The 16,519-nt window shown below is 56.3% G+C and carries 14 protein-coding genes; 5 read left to right on the top strand and 9 right to left on the bottom strand.

Translation table 11 applies throughout. The features are described from left to right. Nucleotides 1–56 precede the first annotated feature (56 nt). The 6 genes from eno to ACFQPC_RS07715 form a co-directional block, all read right to left on the bottom strand. Nucleotides 57–1,340 carry a phosphopyruvate hydratase gene (eno, locus tag ACFQPC_RS07690; protein WP_382271263.1) on the bottom strand — a complete coding sequence of 428 codons (1,284 nt, stop codon included), beginning with the start codon at nt 1,338–1,340 and terminating at the stop codon, nt 57–59. An 89-nt stretch (nt 1,341–1,429) separates the two neighbouring features. Then, the gene (locus tag ACFQPC_RS07695) at nt 1,430–3,073 is read right to left on the bottom strand and encodes a CTP synthase (RefSeq protein WP_382271265.1); all 1,644 of its coding nucleotides are present in this window, start codon (nt 3,071–3,073) and stop codon (nt 1,430–1,432) included. 217 nt (nt 3,074–3,290) lie between these two features. Further along, nucleotides 3,291–5,705, bottom strand: coding sequence for a DNA internalization-related competence protein ComEC/Rec2 (locus tag ACFQPC_RS07700; RefSeq protein ID WP_382271267.1), 2,415 nt, complete (start codon nt 5,703–5,705; stop codon nt 3,291–3,293). A gap of 8 nt (nt 5,706–5,713) precedes the next feature. Continuing rightward, entirely contained in the window at nt 5,714–6,511 is a 798-nt protein-coding gene (locus tag ACFQPC_RS07705) for a TatD family hydrolase (protein ID WP_382271885.1), read from the bottom strand. Between the two features lie 63 nt (nt 6,512–6,574). Next, complete coding sequence (lolD, locus tag ACFQPC_RS07710) at nt 6,575–7,261, bottom strand: lipoprotein-releasing ABC transporter ATP-binding protein LolD (protein WP_382271269.1); 687 nt, start codon at nt 7,259–7,261, stop codon at nt 6,575–6,577. After that, nucleotides 7,254–8,519 (bottom strand): lipoprotein-releasing ABC transporter permease subunit, encoded by a 1,266-nt coding sequence (locus tag ACFQPC_RS07715; RefSeq protein WP_382271271.1) that lies wholly within the window; start codon nt 8,517–8,519, stop codon nt 7,254–7,256. Before ACFQPC_RS07715 ends, lolD begins: the two co-directional genes overlap by 8 nt. A 242-nt stretch (nt 8,520–8,761) precedes the next feature. Here ACFQPC_RS07715 and ACFQPC_RS07720 point away from each other — a divergent pair, with 242 nt between their 5' ends. After that, complete coding sequence (locus ACFQPC_RS07720; RefSeq protein ID WP_382271273.1) at nt 8,762–9,760, top strand: hypothetical protein; 999 nt, start codon at nt 8,762–8,764, stop codon at nt 9,758–9,760. Further along, nucleotides 9,757–11,454, top strand: coding sequence for a single-stranded-DNA-specific exonuclease RecJ (gene recJ, locus ACFQPC_RS07725; RefSeq protein WP_382271275.1), 1,698 nt, complete (start codon nt 9,757–9,759; stop codon nt 11,452–11,454). The genes ACFQPC_RS07720 and recJ overlap by 4 nt, the downstream gene beginning before the upstream one ends. A gap of 11 nt (nt 11,455–11,465) precedes the next feature. On the opposite strand, the gene ACFQPC_RS07730 is transcribed toward recJ, so the two are convergent. Then, entirely contained in the window at nt 11,466–12,191 is a 726-nt protein-coding gene (locus ACFQPC_RS07730; RefSeq protein WP_382271277.1) for a hypothetical protein, read from the bottom strand. A gap of 140 nt (nt 12,192–12,331) precedes the next feature. Between ACFQPC_RS07730 and prfB the strand changes: the two genes are divergently transcribed. The 3 genes from prfB (at nt 12,332) to ACFQPC_RS07745 (ending at nt 15,880) form a co-directional block, all read left to right on the top strand. Continuing rightward, nucleotides 12,332–13,436 (top strand): peptide chain release factor 2 gene (gene prfB / locus ACFQPC_RS07735; RefSeq protein WP_382271279.1). Its coding sequence is split into 2 segments (ribosomal slippage): nt 12,332–12,412 and nt 12,414–13,436, totalling 1,104 coding nucleotides; the frame shifts between segments, so codons are not numbered across the junction. A gap of 57 nt (nt 13,437–13,493) precedes the next feature. Next, nucleotides 13,494–15,029: a lysine--tRNA ligase gene (lysS, locus tag ACFQPC_RS07740; RefSeq protein WP_382271281.1), complete on the top strand. Its 1,536-nt coding sequence runs from the start codon at nt 13,494–13,496 to the stop codon at nt 15,027–15,029. Between the two features lie 185 nt (nt 15,030–15,214). Further along, a complete protein-coding gene (locus ACFQPC_RS07745) occupies nt 15,215–15,880 on the top strand; it encodes a glycine zipper 2TM domain-containing protein (RefSeq protein WP_382271283.1) in 666 nt (221 codons plus the stop codon). 67 nt (nt 15,881–15,947) lie between these two features. Here the strand turns inward: ACFQPC_RS07745 and iscX are convergent, their stop codons facing one another. Then, entirely contained in the window at nt 15,948–16,142 is a 195-nt protein-coding gene (gene iscX / locus ACFQPC_RS07750; RefSeq protein WP_076591809.1) for a Fe-S cluster assembly protein IscX, read from the bottom strand. Between the two features lie 11 nt (nt 16,143–16,153). Further along, nucleotides 16,154–16,492, bottom strand: coding sequence for an ISC system 2Fe-2S type ferredoxin (fdx, locus tag ACFQPC_RS07755; protein ID WP_012079114.1), 339 nt, complete (start codon nt 16,490–16,492; stop codon nt 16,154–16,156). Nucleotides 16,493–16,519: the final 27 nt, after the last annotated feature.

Consider the following 16,519-nt stretch of genomic DNA (forward strand, 5'->3'; position numbering starts at 1 on the left):
CGGACATGTACAAGAAAAAACCGGTCATGCAGCATGGCTGTATGACCGGCGATCGATTACTTCAAATTGTAGAATGCGCCGCGGCCCGGGTAGCTCGCGATATCGCCCAAATCTTCTTCAATACGCAGCAACTGGTTGTACTTCGCCATACGATCCGAACGCGACATCGAGCCGGTTTTGATCTGCAGGGAATTGGTACCAACAGCGATATCGGCAATTGTCGAGTCTTCGGTTTCACCCGAACGATGCGAGATCACAGCGGTATAGCCGGCACGTTTCGCCATTTCAATCGCAGCGAAAGTTTCGGTCAGGGTACCGATCTGGTTGATCTTGATCAGGATCGAGTTGGCGATGTTCTTCTGGATGCCTTCGCGCAGGATCTTGGTGTTGGTAACAAACAGATCGTCGCCAACCAATTGCACTTTCTTGCCCAGTGCATTGGTCAGGGTCGCCCAGCCGTCCCAATCGTTTTCAGCCATACCGTCTTCGATCGAGATGATTGGATATTTGTCGCACCAGGTGCCCAGCAGGTTGGTGAAGTCAGCGCTCGACAAGGTCATGCCTTCGCCCGACAACTGATATTTACCATCCTTGTAGAATTCGCTGGCTGCGCAATCCAGGCCCAACGCGATTTGCGTACCCGGCTCGTAGCCGGCTTGTTCGATTGCTTGCAAGATCAGTTTGATTGCTGCTTCGTGGTTTTCCACCGAAGGAGCGAAACCGCCTTCATCGCCTACCGATGTCGGCAAGCCTTTGTCATTGATGATTTTTTTCAGGGTGTGGAATACTTCCGCACCGTAGCGGATTGCTTCGCGGAAGCTAGGCGCACCGACCGGGATAATCATGAATTCCTGCAAATCCAGATTGTTGTTCGCGTGAGCACCGCCGTTGATGACGTTCATCATCGGCACTGGCATTTGCATCGCGCCCGAACCGCCGAAATAGCGATACAGTGGCAAGCCGGACTCTTCAGCCGCAGCCTTCGCTACTGCCATCGACACTGCCAGCGTGGCGTTGGCGCCCAGGCGAGCCTTGTTTTCAGTACCGTCGAGGTCGATCAGGGTACGGTCGAGGAAAGCTTGTTCGTTCGCGTCCAGGCCCATGATCGCTTCGGAAATTTCAGTATTGATGTGTTCACATGCCTTCAACACACCTTTGCCGAAATAACGGCTCTTGTCGCCATCGCGCAATTCGATTGCTTCACGCGAACCGGTCGACGCGCCGGACGGCACGGCCGCACGGCCCATGACACCGGATTCCAGCAAGACATCGCATTCGACGGTCGGATTGCCGCGTGAATCAATTACTTCGCGGCCAATGATGTCAACAATTGCACTCATCTAATTCTCCTAAATTACAAATTCTTTTAACGTTTGTATGAATATGGAAGCTGCTTCGATACTCTTTGCTGCATTTAGCTTTGCTGCGTTTACTTCTTGGCCTGCCCTGCGTGTTTGTGAGCCAGCGCCGCCTTGATGAACGAGATGAACAACGGATGTCCGTCACGCGGGGTTGACTTGAACTCAGGGTGGTACTGCACGCCGACATACCAAGGGTGCACGGTACGCGGCAATTCCATGATTTCGCACAGGGATTCGGTCGGTGTGCGGGCCGAAACAATCAGGCCGGCATCTTCAACACGGCCAAGATAATGGTTATTTGCTTCGTAACGATGACGATGACGTTCGGTCACTTCGCTACCGTAGATTTCCGCTGCCAGCGTACCCGGCTTGACCGCGCAGGTTTGCGCACCCAGACGCATGGTGCCGCCCAGATCGGAATTGGCATCACGACGCTCAACCTTGCCGTCATGGTTTTGCCATTCATTGATCAGCGCCACTACCGGTTGTTCGGTATCGGCATCAAACTCGGTCGAATTGGCCTTGGTCAGGCCGGCCACATCACGCGCATATTCAATCAGCGCAACTTGCATGCCGAGGCAAATGCCGAGGTAAGGAATCTTGCTTTCACGAGCGAAACGGGCCGAAGCAATCTTGCCTTCGACGCCACGTTTGCCGAAACCACCAGGCACCAGGATCGCATCGTACTTGGCCAGGCATTGCGGCCCGGTGTTTTCGATTTCTTCCGAATCGAGGTATTCGATATTGACGCGGCTTTCGGTATGGATACCGGCGTGACGCAATGCTTCTGTCAGCGATTTGTACGACTCGGTCAGGTCGACGTATTTGCCGACCATACCGATGGTGACGCTGTCCTTTGGATTTTCCAGTGCATGCACCAGCTTGGTCCACATCGACAGGTCAGCCGGTTTCGGCGACAAGGCGAGTTTTTCGCAAACGATGCGATCCAGGCCCTGGTCGTGCAGCATTTGTGGAATCTTGTAAATCGTGTCAGCGTCCCAGACCGAGATCACCGCGTCTTCCTGCACGTTCGAGAACAGCGAAATCTTCGCGCGTTCATCATCAGGGATCTGGCGGTCGGCACGGCACAACAGCGCATCCGGTGAAATACCGATTTCACGCAGTTTTTGCACGCTATGCTGGGTCGGTTTGGTTTTCAACTCACCGGCGGACGCCAGGTAAGGAACCAATGTCAGGTGCACGAATGCGGCCGCATTACGGCCGGCACGCAGGCTCAACTGACGGGCAGCTTCGAGGAAAGGCAGCGATTCGATATCGCCGACGGTGCCGCCGATTTCCACCAGGGCAACATCAAAACCTTCGGCGCCACGATGGATGTAATCCTGGATCTCGTTGGTGATGTGCGGAATAACCTGCACCGTCTTGCCCAGATATTCACCGCGACGTTCCTTGCGGATCACGGATTCATAAATCTGGCCGGTCGTGAAGTTATTCACCTTGCGCATCTTCGCAGTGATGAAACGTTCGTAGTGACCAAGATCGAGATCGGTCTCGGCGCCGTCTTCAGTAACGAAGACTTCACCGTGCTGGAACGGACTCATCGTGCCGGGATCAACGTTGATATACGGATCGAGCTTGAGAAGAGTGACTTTGAGGCCGCGCGATTCGAGGATCGCAGCGAGAGAGGCGGCGGCTATCCCTTTACCCAGGGAAGACACAACGCCGCCAGTGACGAATACAAACTTGGTCATTACAGAAGGTGCCGAATGGCACGTGCGGGAAATTCAAATTATACCGCAAACCCGCCCGGTTCTTCGAGGTTTTCAGATGAATTTAACGCGAGCGAAACAAATTCCCGGGTTTCAATCCTGCCGCACGCCGGGCCAAATCGGCAAAGCCTTGCCGGACAAGGCTTTGCCGATTTGGTCGATCCGACCACGGACAATACAAAAATCGCAACGCCGTCGGCTAACGCCCATACCAGTAGCGTGCATGCTCGCTCCGATAATCACTTACCTGCATCTGCGCACCAAAGCGCAGGCTGACGGCACCGGTATCGTCGCTACGCAAACGTGAAATCCCCAGCGCCCCGTAACGGTCATAGACTTCCTGTTTCGGGTGACGGTAGCGATTGCGATAGCCGACCTGGAATATCGCGAACTGCGGATTAACCGCGCGCAGGAATGGCTCGGTCGATGAGGTACCACTACCGTGATGTGGCGCCAGCAATACATTCGCGCGCAAAATTTCCGGCTGGCTGGCGACCAGCGCGGCTTCCTGCCTTGCCTCTATATCACCCGGCAGCAGGATCGCGTACTCGCCCAATGTTATCTTCAACGTGCAGCTGCGCGCATTCGGTTTCCACTTGGCGCTTTCATACAGGTCCGACGGCGGATGCAGTACTTCAAAGCGCGCACCATCCCATTCCCATGCCTGCCCCGCCACGCAACGCTGGTGCGACGACCCGCTACCCACAATCGGATGATCGAGCGACAAGGAAGTCGACAGTTGTGCAACGTCGACTTCCTTGAGGATGGATAAAGCACCGCCGGAATGATCGTTATCGCTATGCGAGATCATCATGCCATCCAGCTTATTGATACCGCGTGCATGCAGGTAAGGCAGGATGACGCGATTGCCGCCGTCCGATTCAGGCGAATACACCGGGCCGGTATCGTAAAGGAGGCGATGTTTTTCCGTTTCAATCAGCAAGGCCATGCCCTGCCCGACATCGAATGCGGTCACCCACATTTCACCGGCACGCGGATGCGTCGCCGTATTCAGCAGCAAAGGCAGCCAGGCAAACAAACCAAGGTAACGCGCCGGCCAGCCACGTGGCGCCAGCATCCATACCGTGCCGAACAGAGCCAGCGCAAACATCCACCAGCTTGGAATCGGCACGGTCCAGACCGCCAGTTGCCAACTGCTCATCCAGGTCAACAGTTGCGCCAGCTCCTGCACCAGCCAGTGCGCAAATTGCAGGCACCAGCCGGACAAGGGTGCCGGCAAGACGCTACCGACCAATGCCAGTGGCGTCACGAAGAAACTGACCAGCGGGATCGCTATGGCATTGGCAAGCGGACTGACCAGTGAAGCCTGGCCAAACATGAGTACGGTCAGCGGCACCAGGCCGATGGTTACCGCATACTGCGTCATTCCTGCATTCCGCAAGGCAACACGCCAGCGTGACTGCCCAGCCTTCAGCGGAGCCCGTGCACGTCCGACGCTCACGTACAGGATCACCGCTACCGCACCGAAGGATAACCAGAAGCCCGGCCCCAGCACCGACCATGGATCCAGCAAGACCACGACACCCAAGGCCAGGCACAAGACATGGGAAACACTGGTAAGCCGCCCGTACCACAAGGCCAGTGCCACGACCGTCAACATATACAGCGTGCGTTGCGCCGGCACGCCGGAACCGGCCAGCAAGACATACACCAATGCCGCCAGGCCACCCGCCAGTGCCGCGGCCTTTTGTGCCGGCAAGCGCAAAGGCAGGCTGGCCGAAGTAAAGAAGGAGCGTCGCCACAATGCAAACACGAGGCCGGCGAACATGGCCGCAATCATCGTGATATGCAAACCCGAAATCGAAATCAGGTGCGAGACACCGGTCCGGTTGAATACCGCCCAATCCGGCTGGCTGATCGCACGCTGGTCACCCACCACCAGAGCCACGATCACACCGGCATAAGGCTGCCCCTCCAGCGTTTGCTCGATGCGGGTACGCAGCCAGCCGCGACTGCGTTCGACGACATTATTGAAACTGAATACAAACGGTGCCAGCCGTTCATTCTTGAATTCCGCCTTCTGGTCGGGACGCACATAGCCGGTCGCCCGTATATTCTGCTCCAGCAACCAGCGCTCATAATCGAAGCCATAGGGATTGGCATTGCCATGCGGACGACGCAGGCGCAAGGTCAGTTGCCAGCGCTCCCCTGCATGCATCTCGCCTATGCCCTGCGTGTCTTGCGGATTGAATGACGAATACCAGGACAAGGCCAGCTTGCGCGGAATACTCGGGGCGACGCCATCCAGCGGCAATACTTCTTCCACCGCAAAATTGAAACGTACGCCGCGCTCGAAATAATTGGGCAGGCTGGCAACGGTACCGATGACGGTGATGTCCTTGCCTTCCAGTTCTTTCGGTAATTCATGCGACAAATAATATTGTGCAAACAAAGCCGCCCACACGAAACCCAGCACTGCACCGAATAGTGCGAGCAAGGGCGTCTTGAATTTATGCAGGTTGGAATGACGGGCCAGCGCCACCAGTACACAGGCGGCAATCAGCAATAACAGGATGGAAAAATACTGCGGCAGCGTGGCCCGCGTTTGTAGCCACGCAGCACCGATAACAAAACCGATGATGGTGCTACGCATGCCGCTACCTAAATAAAGCTACCCAGCCGCGGCATCACGGCAAGGGCATTGGCAGTCGTCTGCCGGGCGACGGCATCCGGTGGCAATCCACGCAGTTCGGCCAGGACCTGGCCTATATTGGGTAATTCTTCCGGGCTGTTACGCTGCGGGTGCAACCAGGCCGGCGAAATATCCGGTGCGTCGGTTTCCAGCACGATGGCTTCCAGCGGTAAGGTGCTCGCCATGCGGCGGATCTGCAGCGCGCGGGTAAACGTCATCGCGCCGCCAAACCCCAATTTGAAGCCGAGTGAGATAAAGGTTTCCGCTTGCTGGAAGCTGCCGTTGAAAGCGTGGGCGATACCGCCGACCACCTTGATACGACGCAGGTACTTGAGGATGCTGTCTTGCGAACGCCGCACATGCAGCAAGACCGGCAACTCAAAATCACGCGCAATCTTGAGTTGTTCGGCGTAGAAGAACTCCTGCTTCTCACGCATCTCCGGCGTCGTCAACATAGGCACAAAGAAATCGAGGCCGATTTCACCCAGGGCGACGAAGCGCGTATCGTTCATGGCCGCAGTGACAGTCTCGCGTAGCAAGGCGAGATCGCTTTCCTGCGCCTGCGGTACATAGATAGGATGGATGCCCAGCGCATAACTGCAATTGCCATGCTTGCGCGCCAGCTCGGCCACCGTCACGAAGTTATCGCGCGCAACCGCCGGGATCACGATCATGCTGACCTGTTTCTGCGCAGCGCCCTCTGCGACGGCATCTTCGACGCCGGCAAACTCTGCTGCATCCAGATGACAGTGCGTATCGACCCACATGTCAGCAATGCGCAATCAGATGATGGAAGTACAAATCATCCATGACTATCCAGGAAAGAAACGTTAATCCGTATACGGGTGCAAACCATCATCCGACAAGCGCAGGATCCGGTCGCAGTGCGTGGCCAGCTCGACATCATGTGTGACGATAATAAATGCAGTCCCCAGCGTACGCGACAACTCCAGCATCAGGTCGAAGGTCTTTTGTGCAGTGGCCCGATCCAGGTTGCCGGTAGGCTCATCCGCCAGTACGCAAGCCGGCTGTGTCACCAGCGCCCGCGCTAATGCCACGCGTTGCCGCTCACCACCGGACAGCTCACCCGGCACGTGCGTGACGCGATGTTCAAGCCCGACCCGTGCCAGGATGGCACGCGCCTTTTCATGTGCTTCGGAACGCGGTACGCGCCGTATCATCAGCGGCATTGCCACATTATCCAGCGCCGAAAATTCCGGCAACAAATGATGGAACTGATAAACGAAGCCCAATGATTTATTACGCAAGTCGCCACGCTTCTTTTCATCCAGCGTTGCGAAGTCCTGTCCCAGCAAAGTAACCGAACCCGCGCTAGGCGTATCCAAACCGCCGAGCAAATGCAGCAATGTCGATTTGCCGGAACCGGAAGCGCCGACAATCGCGACGCGCTCGCCCTTGACGATATCCAGGCTGACATCCTTCAATACACTGACTGAGTACTTCCCTTGCGTGAAAGTCTTTGCCAGATTGCGGCACGCCAATACATGTTCACTCATAACGCAATGCCTCCGCAGGTTTTACGCGGGCAGCCCACCAGCTTGGGTACAGCGTCGCAACAAAAGAAAGTACTACCGCCACACTGCCTATGGTCCAGACATCGTTCCAGCGCAGATCGGATGGCAGCTCACTAATCAGGTAAATATCTTTAGGCAGGAATTGCACGTGCAACAGGCGTTCGATGAAAGGCACGATGACATCGATATTCGATGCAATCAATACCCCGCCACCGACGCCCAGCGCGGTTCCTATCAAACCCACCAAAGCGCCCTGGATCATGAAAATCTTCATGATGGAACGCGGCGAGGCACCGAGCGTACGCAGGATCGCGATATCAGCCTGCTTGTCAGTCACCGTCATCACCAGCGTCGATACCAGGTTGAATGCGGCCACTGCGATGATCAGGGTCAGGATGATGAACATCATGCGTTTTTCCGTCTGCACCGCGGCAAACCAGTTGCGGTTTTGCCGCGACCAGTCGCGTATCAACACATTGCCACTAATGACCTGCGTCAAATCCATCGCCACTTGCGGCGCGCGCTGCATATCGGCGATCTTCAGGCGCAAACCCGACGGCGCCGGCAACTTGAACATGGTCATCGCATCATTGATATGGATGAAGGCCAGCGTCGAATCGTATTCAAAATGACCGGAGTCGAAAATACCAACCACGGTGAATTGCTTGAGGCGCGGGATCACACCGGCCGGCGTCACCTGCCCTTGCGGCGCGATCATCGTGATCTTGTCGCCGAGTTGTGCACCCATGCCGCGCGCCAGCTCATTCCCGAGCACGATATTGAATTCACCGGGACGCAGATTATCGAGACTGCCCTGGCGTACCTGCGATGCCACATCCGACACCTTCGGCTCTTCCGCCGGCAACACGCCGCGGACTGCGACACCACGCAAAGTGTCATCACGCGTCATCATGGCCTGTGCATCGACGTACGGTGCTGCACCGCGCACTTCCTTGTTGGTGAATGCTTCGCGTGCGGTTTCCTGCCAGTTCGGCAGCGCACCTTGCGGTTCAAAGATTTCGATATGCGACAACACCGACAGCATGCGGTCACGCACCTCCTTCTGGAAGCCGTTCATGACCGACAGCACGATAATCAGTGCCGCCACGCCAAGTGCAATGCCCGCCATCGAAATCAGCGAGATAAATGAGATAAAGCTGTTACGACCACTACGTCGTCCGGCGCGCGTATAGCGTATGCCGACCAGCCATTCGAAAGATAGATTTTTTATGATGCTCAATGAAGGCTCCTGAATGCAGCACGCAGTTTGCCATACATTCTCCCGCACCAGCAAAGCAAGAGGATGAAAAGGCAAGCGTACCAGCCATTGACCCGGCCGCAGCCAATTCCGTTCCCCATGGCATCAAAGACAAGATAAGTATCAGATCGCGATCTTGATGGCGGCAAGGCGCGCAATTGCCCTACAATCGCGGCATGACTCAACTTGCACTCCTTTTACCGTTCGCGCTGCCGCAGAAAGAAATGGCACGCGACCTGCTGCGCGAGCTGAAAACGCCCGCACTCGCCACCCTGCTCGGACGCGGCGACCTGACAGAACACCAGGCATACGATGGCTTTGCCCGTGCACTACCGCATGAAACATGGCTGGCCCGCCAATCCGGCCTCGCCGTCAACGGCGACTCCAGCCCGGCTGCCGCCCGCAATGCGATGTCCGCTTTTGACCTGCCCGCTGATGATGGCGGCTGGTTTATCCTGCAGCCGGTGCATTTGCATATCGCGCGCGATCACCTGGTATTGACCGATACGCAGCAATTACAGTTATCCGAAGAAGATGCGCGCAGCCTGTTCGACATCGTACAGCCGCTGTTTGCCGAAACCGGGCAGACGCTGCTATATGGCGATGCCCATACCTGGTTCTTGCGCGCCGACGAATTACAAGCCTTGCAGACTTCAACGCCGAGCGCCGCCTGCGGCCACAACATCGATATCTGGATGCCGAAAGGCGAAAAAGCGCGCGACTGGCGCAGATTGCAAAACGAAGTACAAATGCACTGGCACGACCACCCGACCAACGAAGCCCGCGAAATGCGCGGCCTGAAACCTGTCAACTCGGTCTGGCTATGGGGCGGCACAAGCAATAACAATGCGGCTCCCGCGAATAAATTTGAAGAAACATTCAGTTTATCTTCCGGGCGCAATCCGCTTATGCTTGCGGGCCTCAGGCATCGCGCGGTCAGCTCGGCCGCCGAATTACTGGCGACCCACCCGCAACACGGCTTGCTCACGCTGGACAGCCTGATTGCACCATCCATGGCCGGCGACTGGTCGGAATGGTTGATGCGCCTGCAGGCTATGGAAGAAATCTGGTTCGCCCCCTTACTGGAAGCGATCAGGAATAATCAGCTCGATCAATTCAGCATCACCCTCAGCAATAACATCGCCTTGTCGACCATCACCAGCAGCAAATCATCGCTGCGCAAATTCTGGCGCAAAGCTTCACTCTCCCGTCTGGCACCATGACCCGCATCACGACCCGCCCCTACCCGTTCCGCGATGCCGAACGCATGCTGCAAAGCGGCGTGCATCCGGTCATGGCGCGCCTGTATGCAGCACGCGGCCTGCTCGACCTGAAAGAATTGAATAGCGAGCTGACGGCGTTGATCCCGCCACCCGGCCTGCTGAAGATAGATATTGCCGCCACCTTCCTGGCCGATGCGATTGCAGCCAAAAAGAAACTGGTTATCGTCGCCGACTATGACTGCGACGGTGCCACCGCCTGTGCGGTTGCGCTGCGCGGCTTGCGCGCCATGGGTGCGATCGTCGACTTCATCGTGCCGAACCGCTTTGAATATGGTTATGGACTGACACCGGAAATCGTCGAACTGGCCGTGCGTGAAAAATCGCCCGACATCATCGTCACCGTCGACAATGGCATCGCCAGCATAGACGGCGTCGCCGAAGCCAATCGGCGCGGCATAGACGTGGTCGTCACCGATCATCACTTGCCGGCCGATACCTTGCCGGCGGCGCGCGTGATCGTGAATCCAAACCAGCCTGATTGCGGCTTCCCGAGTAAAAACCTGGCCGGCGTCGGCGTCATGTTTTATGTATTGCTGGCACTGCGGGCCGAAATGCGCAAACGAGGCATCTTCGACGCACAGACACAACCCAAGCTGGATGCACTACTCGACCTGGTCGCACTCGGCACCGTGGCCGACGTCGTCAAACTCGACGCCAATAACCGCATCCTGGTCGCCCAAGGCTTGAAACGCATGCGCGCCGGTCGCATGCATGCCGGCGTCGCCGCCCTGTTCCGCGCCGCCGGACGCGAAGCACGCCGCGCCTCGCCGTTCGACCTCGGCTTTGCACTAGGGCCGCGCCTGAATGCTGCCGGCCGCCTGTCCGATATGTCGCTGGGCATAGAATGCCTGACCACCGACGACGAAGGTCGCGCCTGGGCCATCGCGCAGCAGCTGGATGAAATCAATCGCGAACGCCGCACCATCGAAGCGGATATGCAGGACACCGCCTTGCTCTTGCTGGAAAATTTCAACCCGCAAGACAAGACCACCATCAGCGTGTTCGACCCGAGCTGGCACCAGGGTGTGATCGGTATCGTCGCCTCACGCCTGAAAGACAAGTTTTACCGTCCGACGATTACCTTCGCCGATGCCGGAGACGGCTGGATCAAGGGGTCGGGGCGCTCCATCGCCGGCTTCCATCTGCGCGATGCACTGGACCTGGTATCCAAGCATGCGCCCAAGCTGATCGATAAATTCGGTGGCCATGCAATGGCGGCCGGTTTGACGATACGGGCAGATGCACTGGACGCATTCACCGAGGCATTTGAAGCGGTCGGCAAGGACTGGCTGGACCAGAACCAGCTGGAACGTGTGGTGGAAACCGACGGTCCGCTCGAATCGGCTTACTTCACGACGCAATTCATTGAATTAATGGAAGCCCAGGTCTGGGGCCAGGGCTTTGCGCCACCGCTGTTTTGCGATGAGTTCCGCGTCGTCAATCAACGCATCCTGAAAGAACGCCACCTCAAACTGACGCTGGAGAAAGACGGTGCCAGCTATGACGCCATCTGGTTCGGCCATATAGACTCACTGCCGAACCGCGCACGTGTGGCTTACCGCCTCGATGCAAATGAATTCAATGGCAGGACCCGTGTCCAGTTGCTGGTCGAGCATGCGGAAGCGGCTGACTAGATCGACACGCGTTAACGCACCGGCAGGAATTGCAGGAAAGAACCACCGATCAGGTTTTGCATATAGGTGATACCGGCGCGACGGTACTTTTCAGTGAGGAACTCGGCCATCAGGTCGAGCCGCCCGACCACCTTGCCGAATTCGCGTTCAAAGCTCAGGTTGCGCCCGTTCTCGCTAATATCGTCGGCCAATAACAAAACCTTGCCGCTACTATTGCGCCTGCTACCCAACAGCCACACTGCAATCTCGATATTGCGCGCCGCATTGTAGATATGCTGTGCATCCAGGCCATCGATCAGGAAGAATTCGGTTTTGCCATCATGCGCGGCAATGATCATATCCGCACTGCTGTAGATCAGCGCCGCCACCCGGTCACCGCCGAAGTCCGGCGTCAAGGCCAGCGACAACGCCTTGATATCGCGCTGCCCCTGCAAGCCGGGCCACGGCTGGCGCTGCTCGACCGCTTCGCGCACCCTTTTGATGCTTTCTTCGCGGCTGATGCCGGTTTTTTTCCACTCGGCCGGATTGCGCCGGTACAGCTTGTCCATCAGCAGGAACAAACTCTCCAGGTTGTCGCGCATGGCGATAGTTGCAATCCGGTTGGTATCCGATTGCGCCATTTCCTTGCCGCTGACTGACATCCCCTTGACTTCCCCACGTGGCGCCGGGGTCGTGGAACAGCCTGTCAGTACAGCACATGCGCAAAAAAATGCGCAAATGTGTCGCGACCGCTCCATATTTGTTACTCCCTTAATAATATTTATTAGAGATTAAAATATTGAAAAAACGATATGCCAAGCCAGTTTGCCCTAGAAACTGGCTTAAAAGCAAACACTAGCTCAGGTATAATTCACGGTTTGATTGCTGAAGAAATATCATGGAAGCTGAACGCTTAAATTCCCTCGAATCCCTGCTCGCCGATCTCACGACTCGCGCGGCCGAACTCCGGAGGTATCTTTGACTTCGATGTGAAGTCAGAGAAACTCGACCAGGTCAACGGTGAACTCGAAGACCCGGATGTCTGGAACGACCAGAAACGCGCCCAGGACCTGGGCAAAGAAAAGAAATCGCTGGAAGCGATCGTCCACACGCTGATCAAGATCGACTCCGAGCTCAACGACGCCCGCGATCTGTTTGAAATGGCACGTGAAGAAAAAGACGAAGACACCATCGTCGCCATCGAAAACGATGCACAGGAATTGCTGAAGCTGGTCGAAGGCATGGAATTCCGCCGCATGTTCAGCAATCCGATGGATGCCAACAACTGCTTTATCGATATCCAGGCCGGTGCCGGCGGTACCGAGGCCCAAGACTGGGCGTCGATGTTGCTGCGCCAGTACCTGCGCTATTGCGAACGCAAAGGCTTCAAGGTCGAAATCCTCGAGCAATCCGATGGCGAGGTTGCCGGTATCAAAACCGCGACCCTCAAAGTCGAAGGCGATTACGCTTATGGCTTCCTGCGCACCGAAACCGGCGTGCATCGCCTGGTGCGCAAATCGCCGTTCGATTCTGCCAACGGTCGTCACACGTCCTTCTCCAGCCTGTTCGTCTATCCTGAAGTCGACGATTCGATCGAGATTGACATCAATCCGGCCGATGTCCGCATCGATACCTATCGTGCGTCCGGTGCCGGTGGTCAGCACATCAATAAAACCGACTCTGCCGTGCGCCTGACACACGGTCCGTCCGGTATCGTCGTGCAATGCCAGAACGACCGTTCGCAGCATCGCAACAAAGCCGAGGCATGGGACATGCTGAAAGCCAAGCTGTATGAGCTGGAATTGCGCAATCGCATGAGCGAACAGCAAAAGCTGGAAGACTCCAAAACCGACGTCGGCTGGGGCCACCAGATTCGCTCCTACGTGCTGGATCAGTCCCGCATCAAGGATTTGCGCACCAACTTCGAAACCGGCAATACCAAAGCAGTACTCGACGGCGACCTGGATGAGTTCATCGCCGCATCGCTGAAGCAAGGCGTATAAAAATACTCCGTCCGTAATACACATTCATCGCCATTTACATACAGATTGTTGCCACCCATGACTACGCACAACGACGACGCTGCAGCAGCGCTACCGCAAGACGAAAACAAAATCATCGCTGAGCGTCGCGCCAAGCTGAGCGCCTTGCGTGAACAAGGCGTCGCTTTCCCGAACGACTTCCGTCCACAGCACAAGGCAGCCGACCTGCATGCGCAGTACGATGGCAAGACCCGTGAAGAACTGGAAGCGGAGCCGGTCACCGTGACGCTGGCAGGCCGCATGATGTTGAAACGCGAAGCCGGCAAAAAGGCTGCATTCGCGACCTTGCAGGATGCCTCCGGCCCGAAAGCGGATGGCCGTATCCAGATTTACGCCACACTGGACCTGACCGGTGAAGCGGCGATGGCTGCATTGCATCACTACGATCTGGGCGACATCCTGGGCGTGGCCGGTACCCTGTTCAAAACCAAGACCGATGAATTGACCATCAAGGTCACGGAACTGCGCCTGCTGACCAAGTCGCTGCGTCCATTGCCGGACAAATTCCACGGCCTGGCCGATCAGGAAACCAAGTATCGCCAGCGTTACGTCGACCTGATCATGAATGAAGAGACGCGCCGCACCTTCAAGGCACGTACCGCTGCCATTGCTTCAATCCGCCGCTTCATGGCCGAGCATGAGTTCATGGAAGTCGAAACGCCGATGTTGCACACAATCCCGGGCGGCGCTGCGGCCAAGCCTTTCGTGACGCATCACAATGCGCTCGACATGGAGATGTTCCTGCGTATCGCACCTGAGCTGTACCTCAAGCGCCTGGTGGTCGGTGGCTTTGATCGTGTATTCGAAATCAACCGCAACTTCCGGAATGAAGGCGTATCGATACGCCACAATCCGGAGTTTACGATGATGGAATTCTATGCGGCCTATACCGATTACAAATGGCTGATGGACTTCACCGAAGCCGTGATCCGCCAGGCTGCTATCGACGCACACGGTACTGCGACGCTGACCTACGGTGGTCGCGAGCTGGACCTGGCCAAGCCTTTCCATCGCCTGACCATCGTCGGTGCCATCAATAAATACGCACCGCAATACACGAACGAACAATTGCACGATGCCGAGTTCATCAAGGCCGAATTGAAAAAATTCGGTGTCAAGCCACATGCCCACTCCGGCCTCGGTGCCCTGCAACTAGCGCTGTTTGAAGAAACCGCAGAAGCGCAATTGTGGGAACCGACCTATATCATCGACTACCCGGTTGAAGTATCGCCATTGGCGCGCGCTTCGGACACGGTTGCCGGTATTACAGAACGTTTCGAGTTGTTCATGGTTGGCCGTGAAATCGCCAACGGCTTCTCCGAGCTGAACGATGCGGAAGACCAGGCCGCACGCTTCCAGGCACAGGTTGCCGCAAAAGACGCCGGTGACGAAGAAGCGATGTACTACGACGCCGATTACATCCGTGCACTGGAATACGGCATGCCTCCGACCGGTGGCTGCGGCATCGGCATTGATCGCCTGATGATGATCATCACCGACTCGCCAAACATCCGTGACGTGCTGCTGTTTCCGCACTTGCGTCGCGAAGATTAAGTTTCCATGCGAAAACAAAAAAGGACTGCCCCGGCAGTCCTTTTTTTATTGTGAGAAACTAAATGTTGTTTTCAGGTGCTTATCGTTACATAGGCTTACATTTGACACAGGTTTCGGCTTTTTATTTAACAGCTAGCGCGCAATACTGATGCTACTCGAACAATAACCACTAGCCTGAGGGAATCATGGAAACCAACAATAATTCAACAAGTCGCATACATCCGCTCATCGCTGCAGCTGCCGTCGCAGTATTGCTAGTCTGTCTGGTTGGTGTCGCCGCCATGACCGGCCTGTTGCCAAACTCAAATAGCTCCGGCTCACAAAAAGAAGCGATTGCAGCGCTGGAAAAAGAAGCTGCCGATAAAGCAGCGGAAGCCCAGGCCGCACAAGACCGCGCCGACCAGGCTCGTCTTGAAGCAGATGAACGCCAGGCCGCAGCCGCCAAGGCAGCAAAGCAGGCGCAAGCACGCGAAAATGCAAACAACAAAGTGGCACAAGCTGCTCCGGTCGCCCAGGTATGCAGCAACTGCGGTCGCATCGAATCGATACGCAGTGTGCAAACCGCAGCCAAGCCTAGCGGCGTCGGTATCGTAGGTGGTGCCGTAGTCGGCGGTTTGCTCGGCAACCAGATCGGTAACGGCAGCGGCCGTAGCCTGGCTACTGTGGCCGGTGCAGTCGGTGGCGGCTATGCCGGTAATGAAATCGAAAAACATACCCGCACCGCGACTACCTATGAAGTTCGCGTACGCATGGAAGACGGCCGCATCCGCACCTTCCCGTACAACAACCCGCCTAACTGGAATACCGGCGACCAGGTGCGTGTGGTAGACGGTTATCTGCGCGCACGTTAATCCTGCGCTGCAATAAAAAAGAGCGACCCGCGGGTCGCTCTTTTTTTGCCTGATTCAACAAGGCTGATTATTGTGCTTCTTCTATCCACGCCATCTGGATTGCTTCAAGGATCTTTTCACCGGAATGATCAGGTGCATCGTCAAAGCCATCGAGTTCACAGACCCAGCGATGCAGGTCGGTAAAACGTATCGTCAACGGATCGATATCAGGAAATTTGTCGTTCAGCTCTTCCGCGATGCGGATGGTATCAGTCCATTTCATCTCAGCTCTCCTCAGTGATTTTCGCTGGCATGATTAATTGTATAGCGTGGAATCTCAACCACCAGGTCCTCTTCCGCCACGATGGCCTGGCATGACAGGCGTGATGCAGCCTCGAGGCCCCATGCCTTGTCCAGCAAGTCTTCTTCCGTATCGCCTGCTTCATTGAGCGAAGCAAAACCCTCGCGCACAATAACGTGGCAAGTAGTGCAGGCGCAGGATTTTTCGCAAGCGTGTTCGATATCGATATCGTTTTCCAGCAAGACATCACAGATCGATTTGCCTGCAGGTGCTTCAATCACGGCGCCATCCGGGCACAGGGTGTGGTGGGGAAGAACAACTATTTGCGGCACTTGGTTTACCTCGAAAGTTTAAGTTTA

This window comes from Herminiimonas glaciei, from assembly GCF_042664955.1.
Taxonomy (GTDB): Bacteria; Pseudomonadota; Gammaproteobacteria; order Burkholderiales; family Burkholderiaceae_D; genus Oxalicibacterium; species Oxalicibacterium glaciei.

Coding starts and splice junctions, on each gene's coding strand:
- eno (WP_382271263.1), bottom strand. CDS start 1,340: ATGAGTGCAATTGTTGACATCATTGGCCGCGAAGTAATTGATTCACGC.
- ACFQPC_RS07695 (WP_382271265.1), bottom strand. CDS start 3,073: ATGACCAAGTTTGTATTCGTCACTGGCGGCGTTGTGTCTTCCCTGGGT.
- ACFQPC_RS07700 (WP_382271267.1), bottom strand. CDS start 5,705: ATGCGTAGCACCATCATCGGTTTTGTTATCGGTGCTGCGTGGCTACAA.
- ACFQPC_RS07705 (WP_382271885.1), bottom strand. CDS start 6,511: ATGTGGGTCGATACGCACTGTCATCTGGATGCAGCAGAGTTTGCCGGC.
- lolD (WP_382271269.1), bottom strand. CDS start 7,261: ATGAGTGAACATGTATTGGCGTGCCGCAATCTGGCAAAGACTTTCACG.
- ACFQPC_RS07720 (WP_382271273.1), top strand. CDS start 8,762: ATGGCACGCGACCTGCTGCGCGAGCTGAAAACGCCCGCACTCGCCACC.
- recJ (WP_382271275.1), top strand. CDS start 9,757: ATGACCCGCATCACGACCCGCCCCTACCCGTTCCGCGATGCCGAACGC.
- ACFQPC_RS07730 (WP_382271277.1), bottom strand. CDS start 12,191: ATGGAGCGGTCGCGACACATTTGCGCATTTTTTTGCGCATGTGCTGTA.
- lysS (WP_382271281.1), top strand. CDS start 13,494: ATGACTACGCACAACGACGACGCTGCAGCAGCGCTACCGCAAGACGAA.
- ACFQPC_RS07745 (WP_382271283.1), top strand. CDS start 15,215: ATGGAAACCAACAATAATTCAACAAGTCGCATACATCCGCTCATCGCT.
- iscX (WP_076591809.1), bottom strand. CDS start 16,142: ATGAAATGGACTGATACCATCCGCATCGCGGAAGAGCTGAACGACAAA.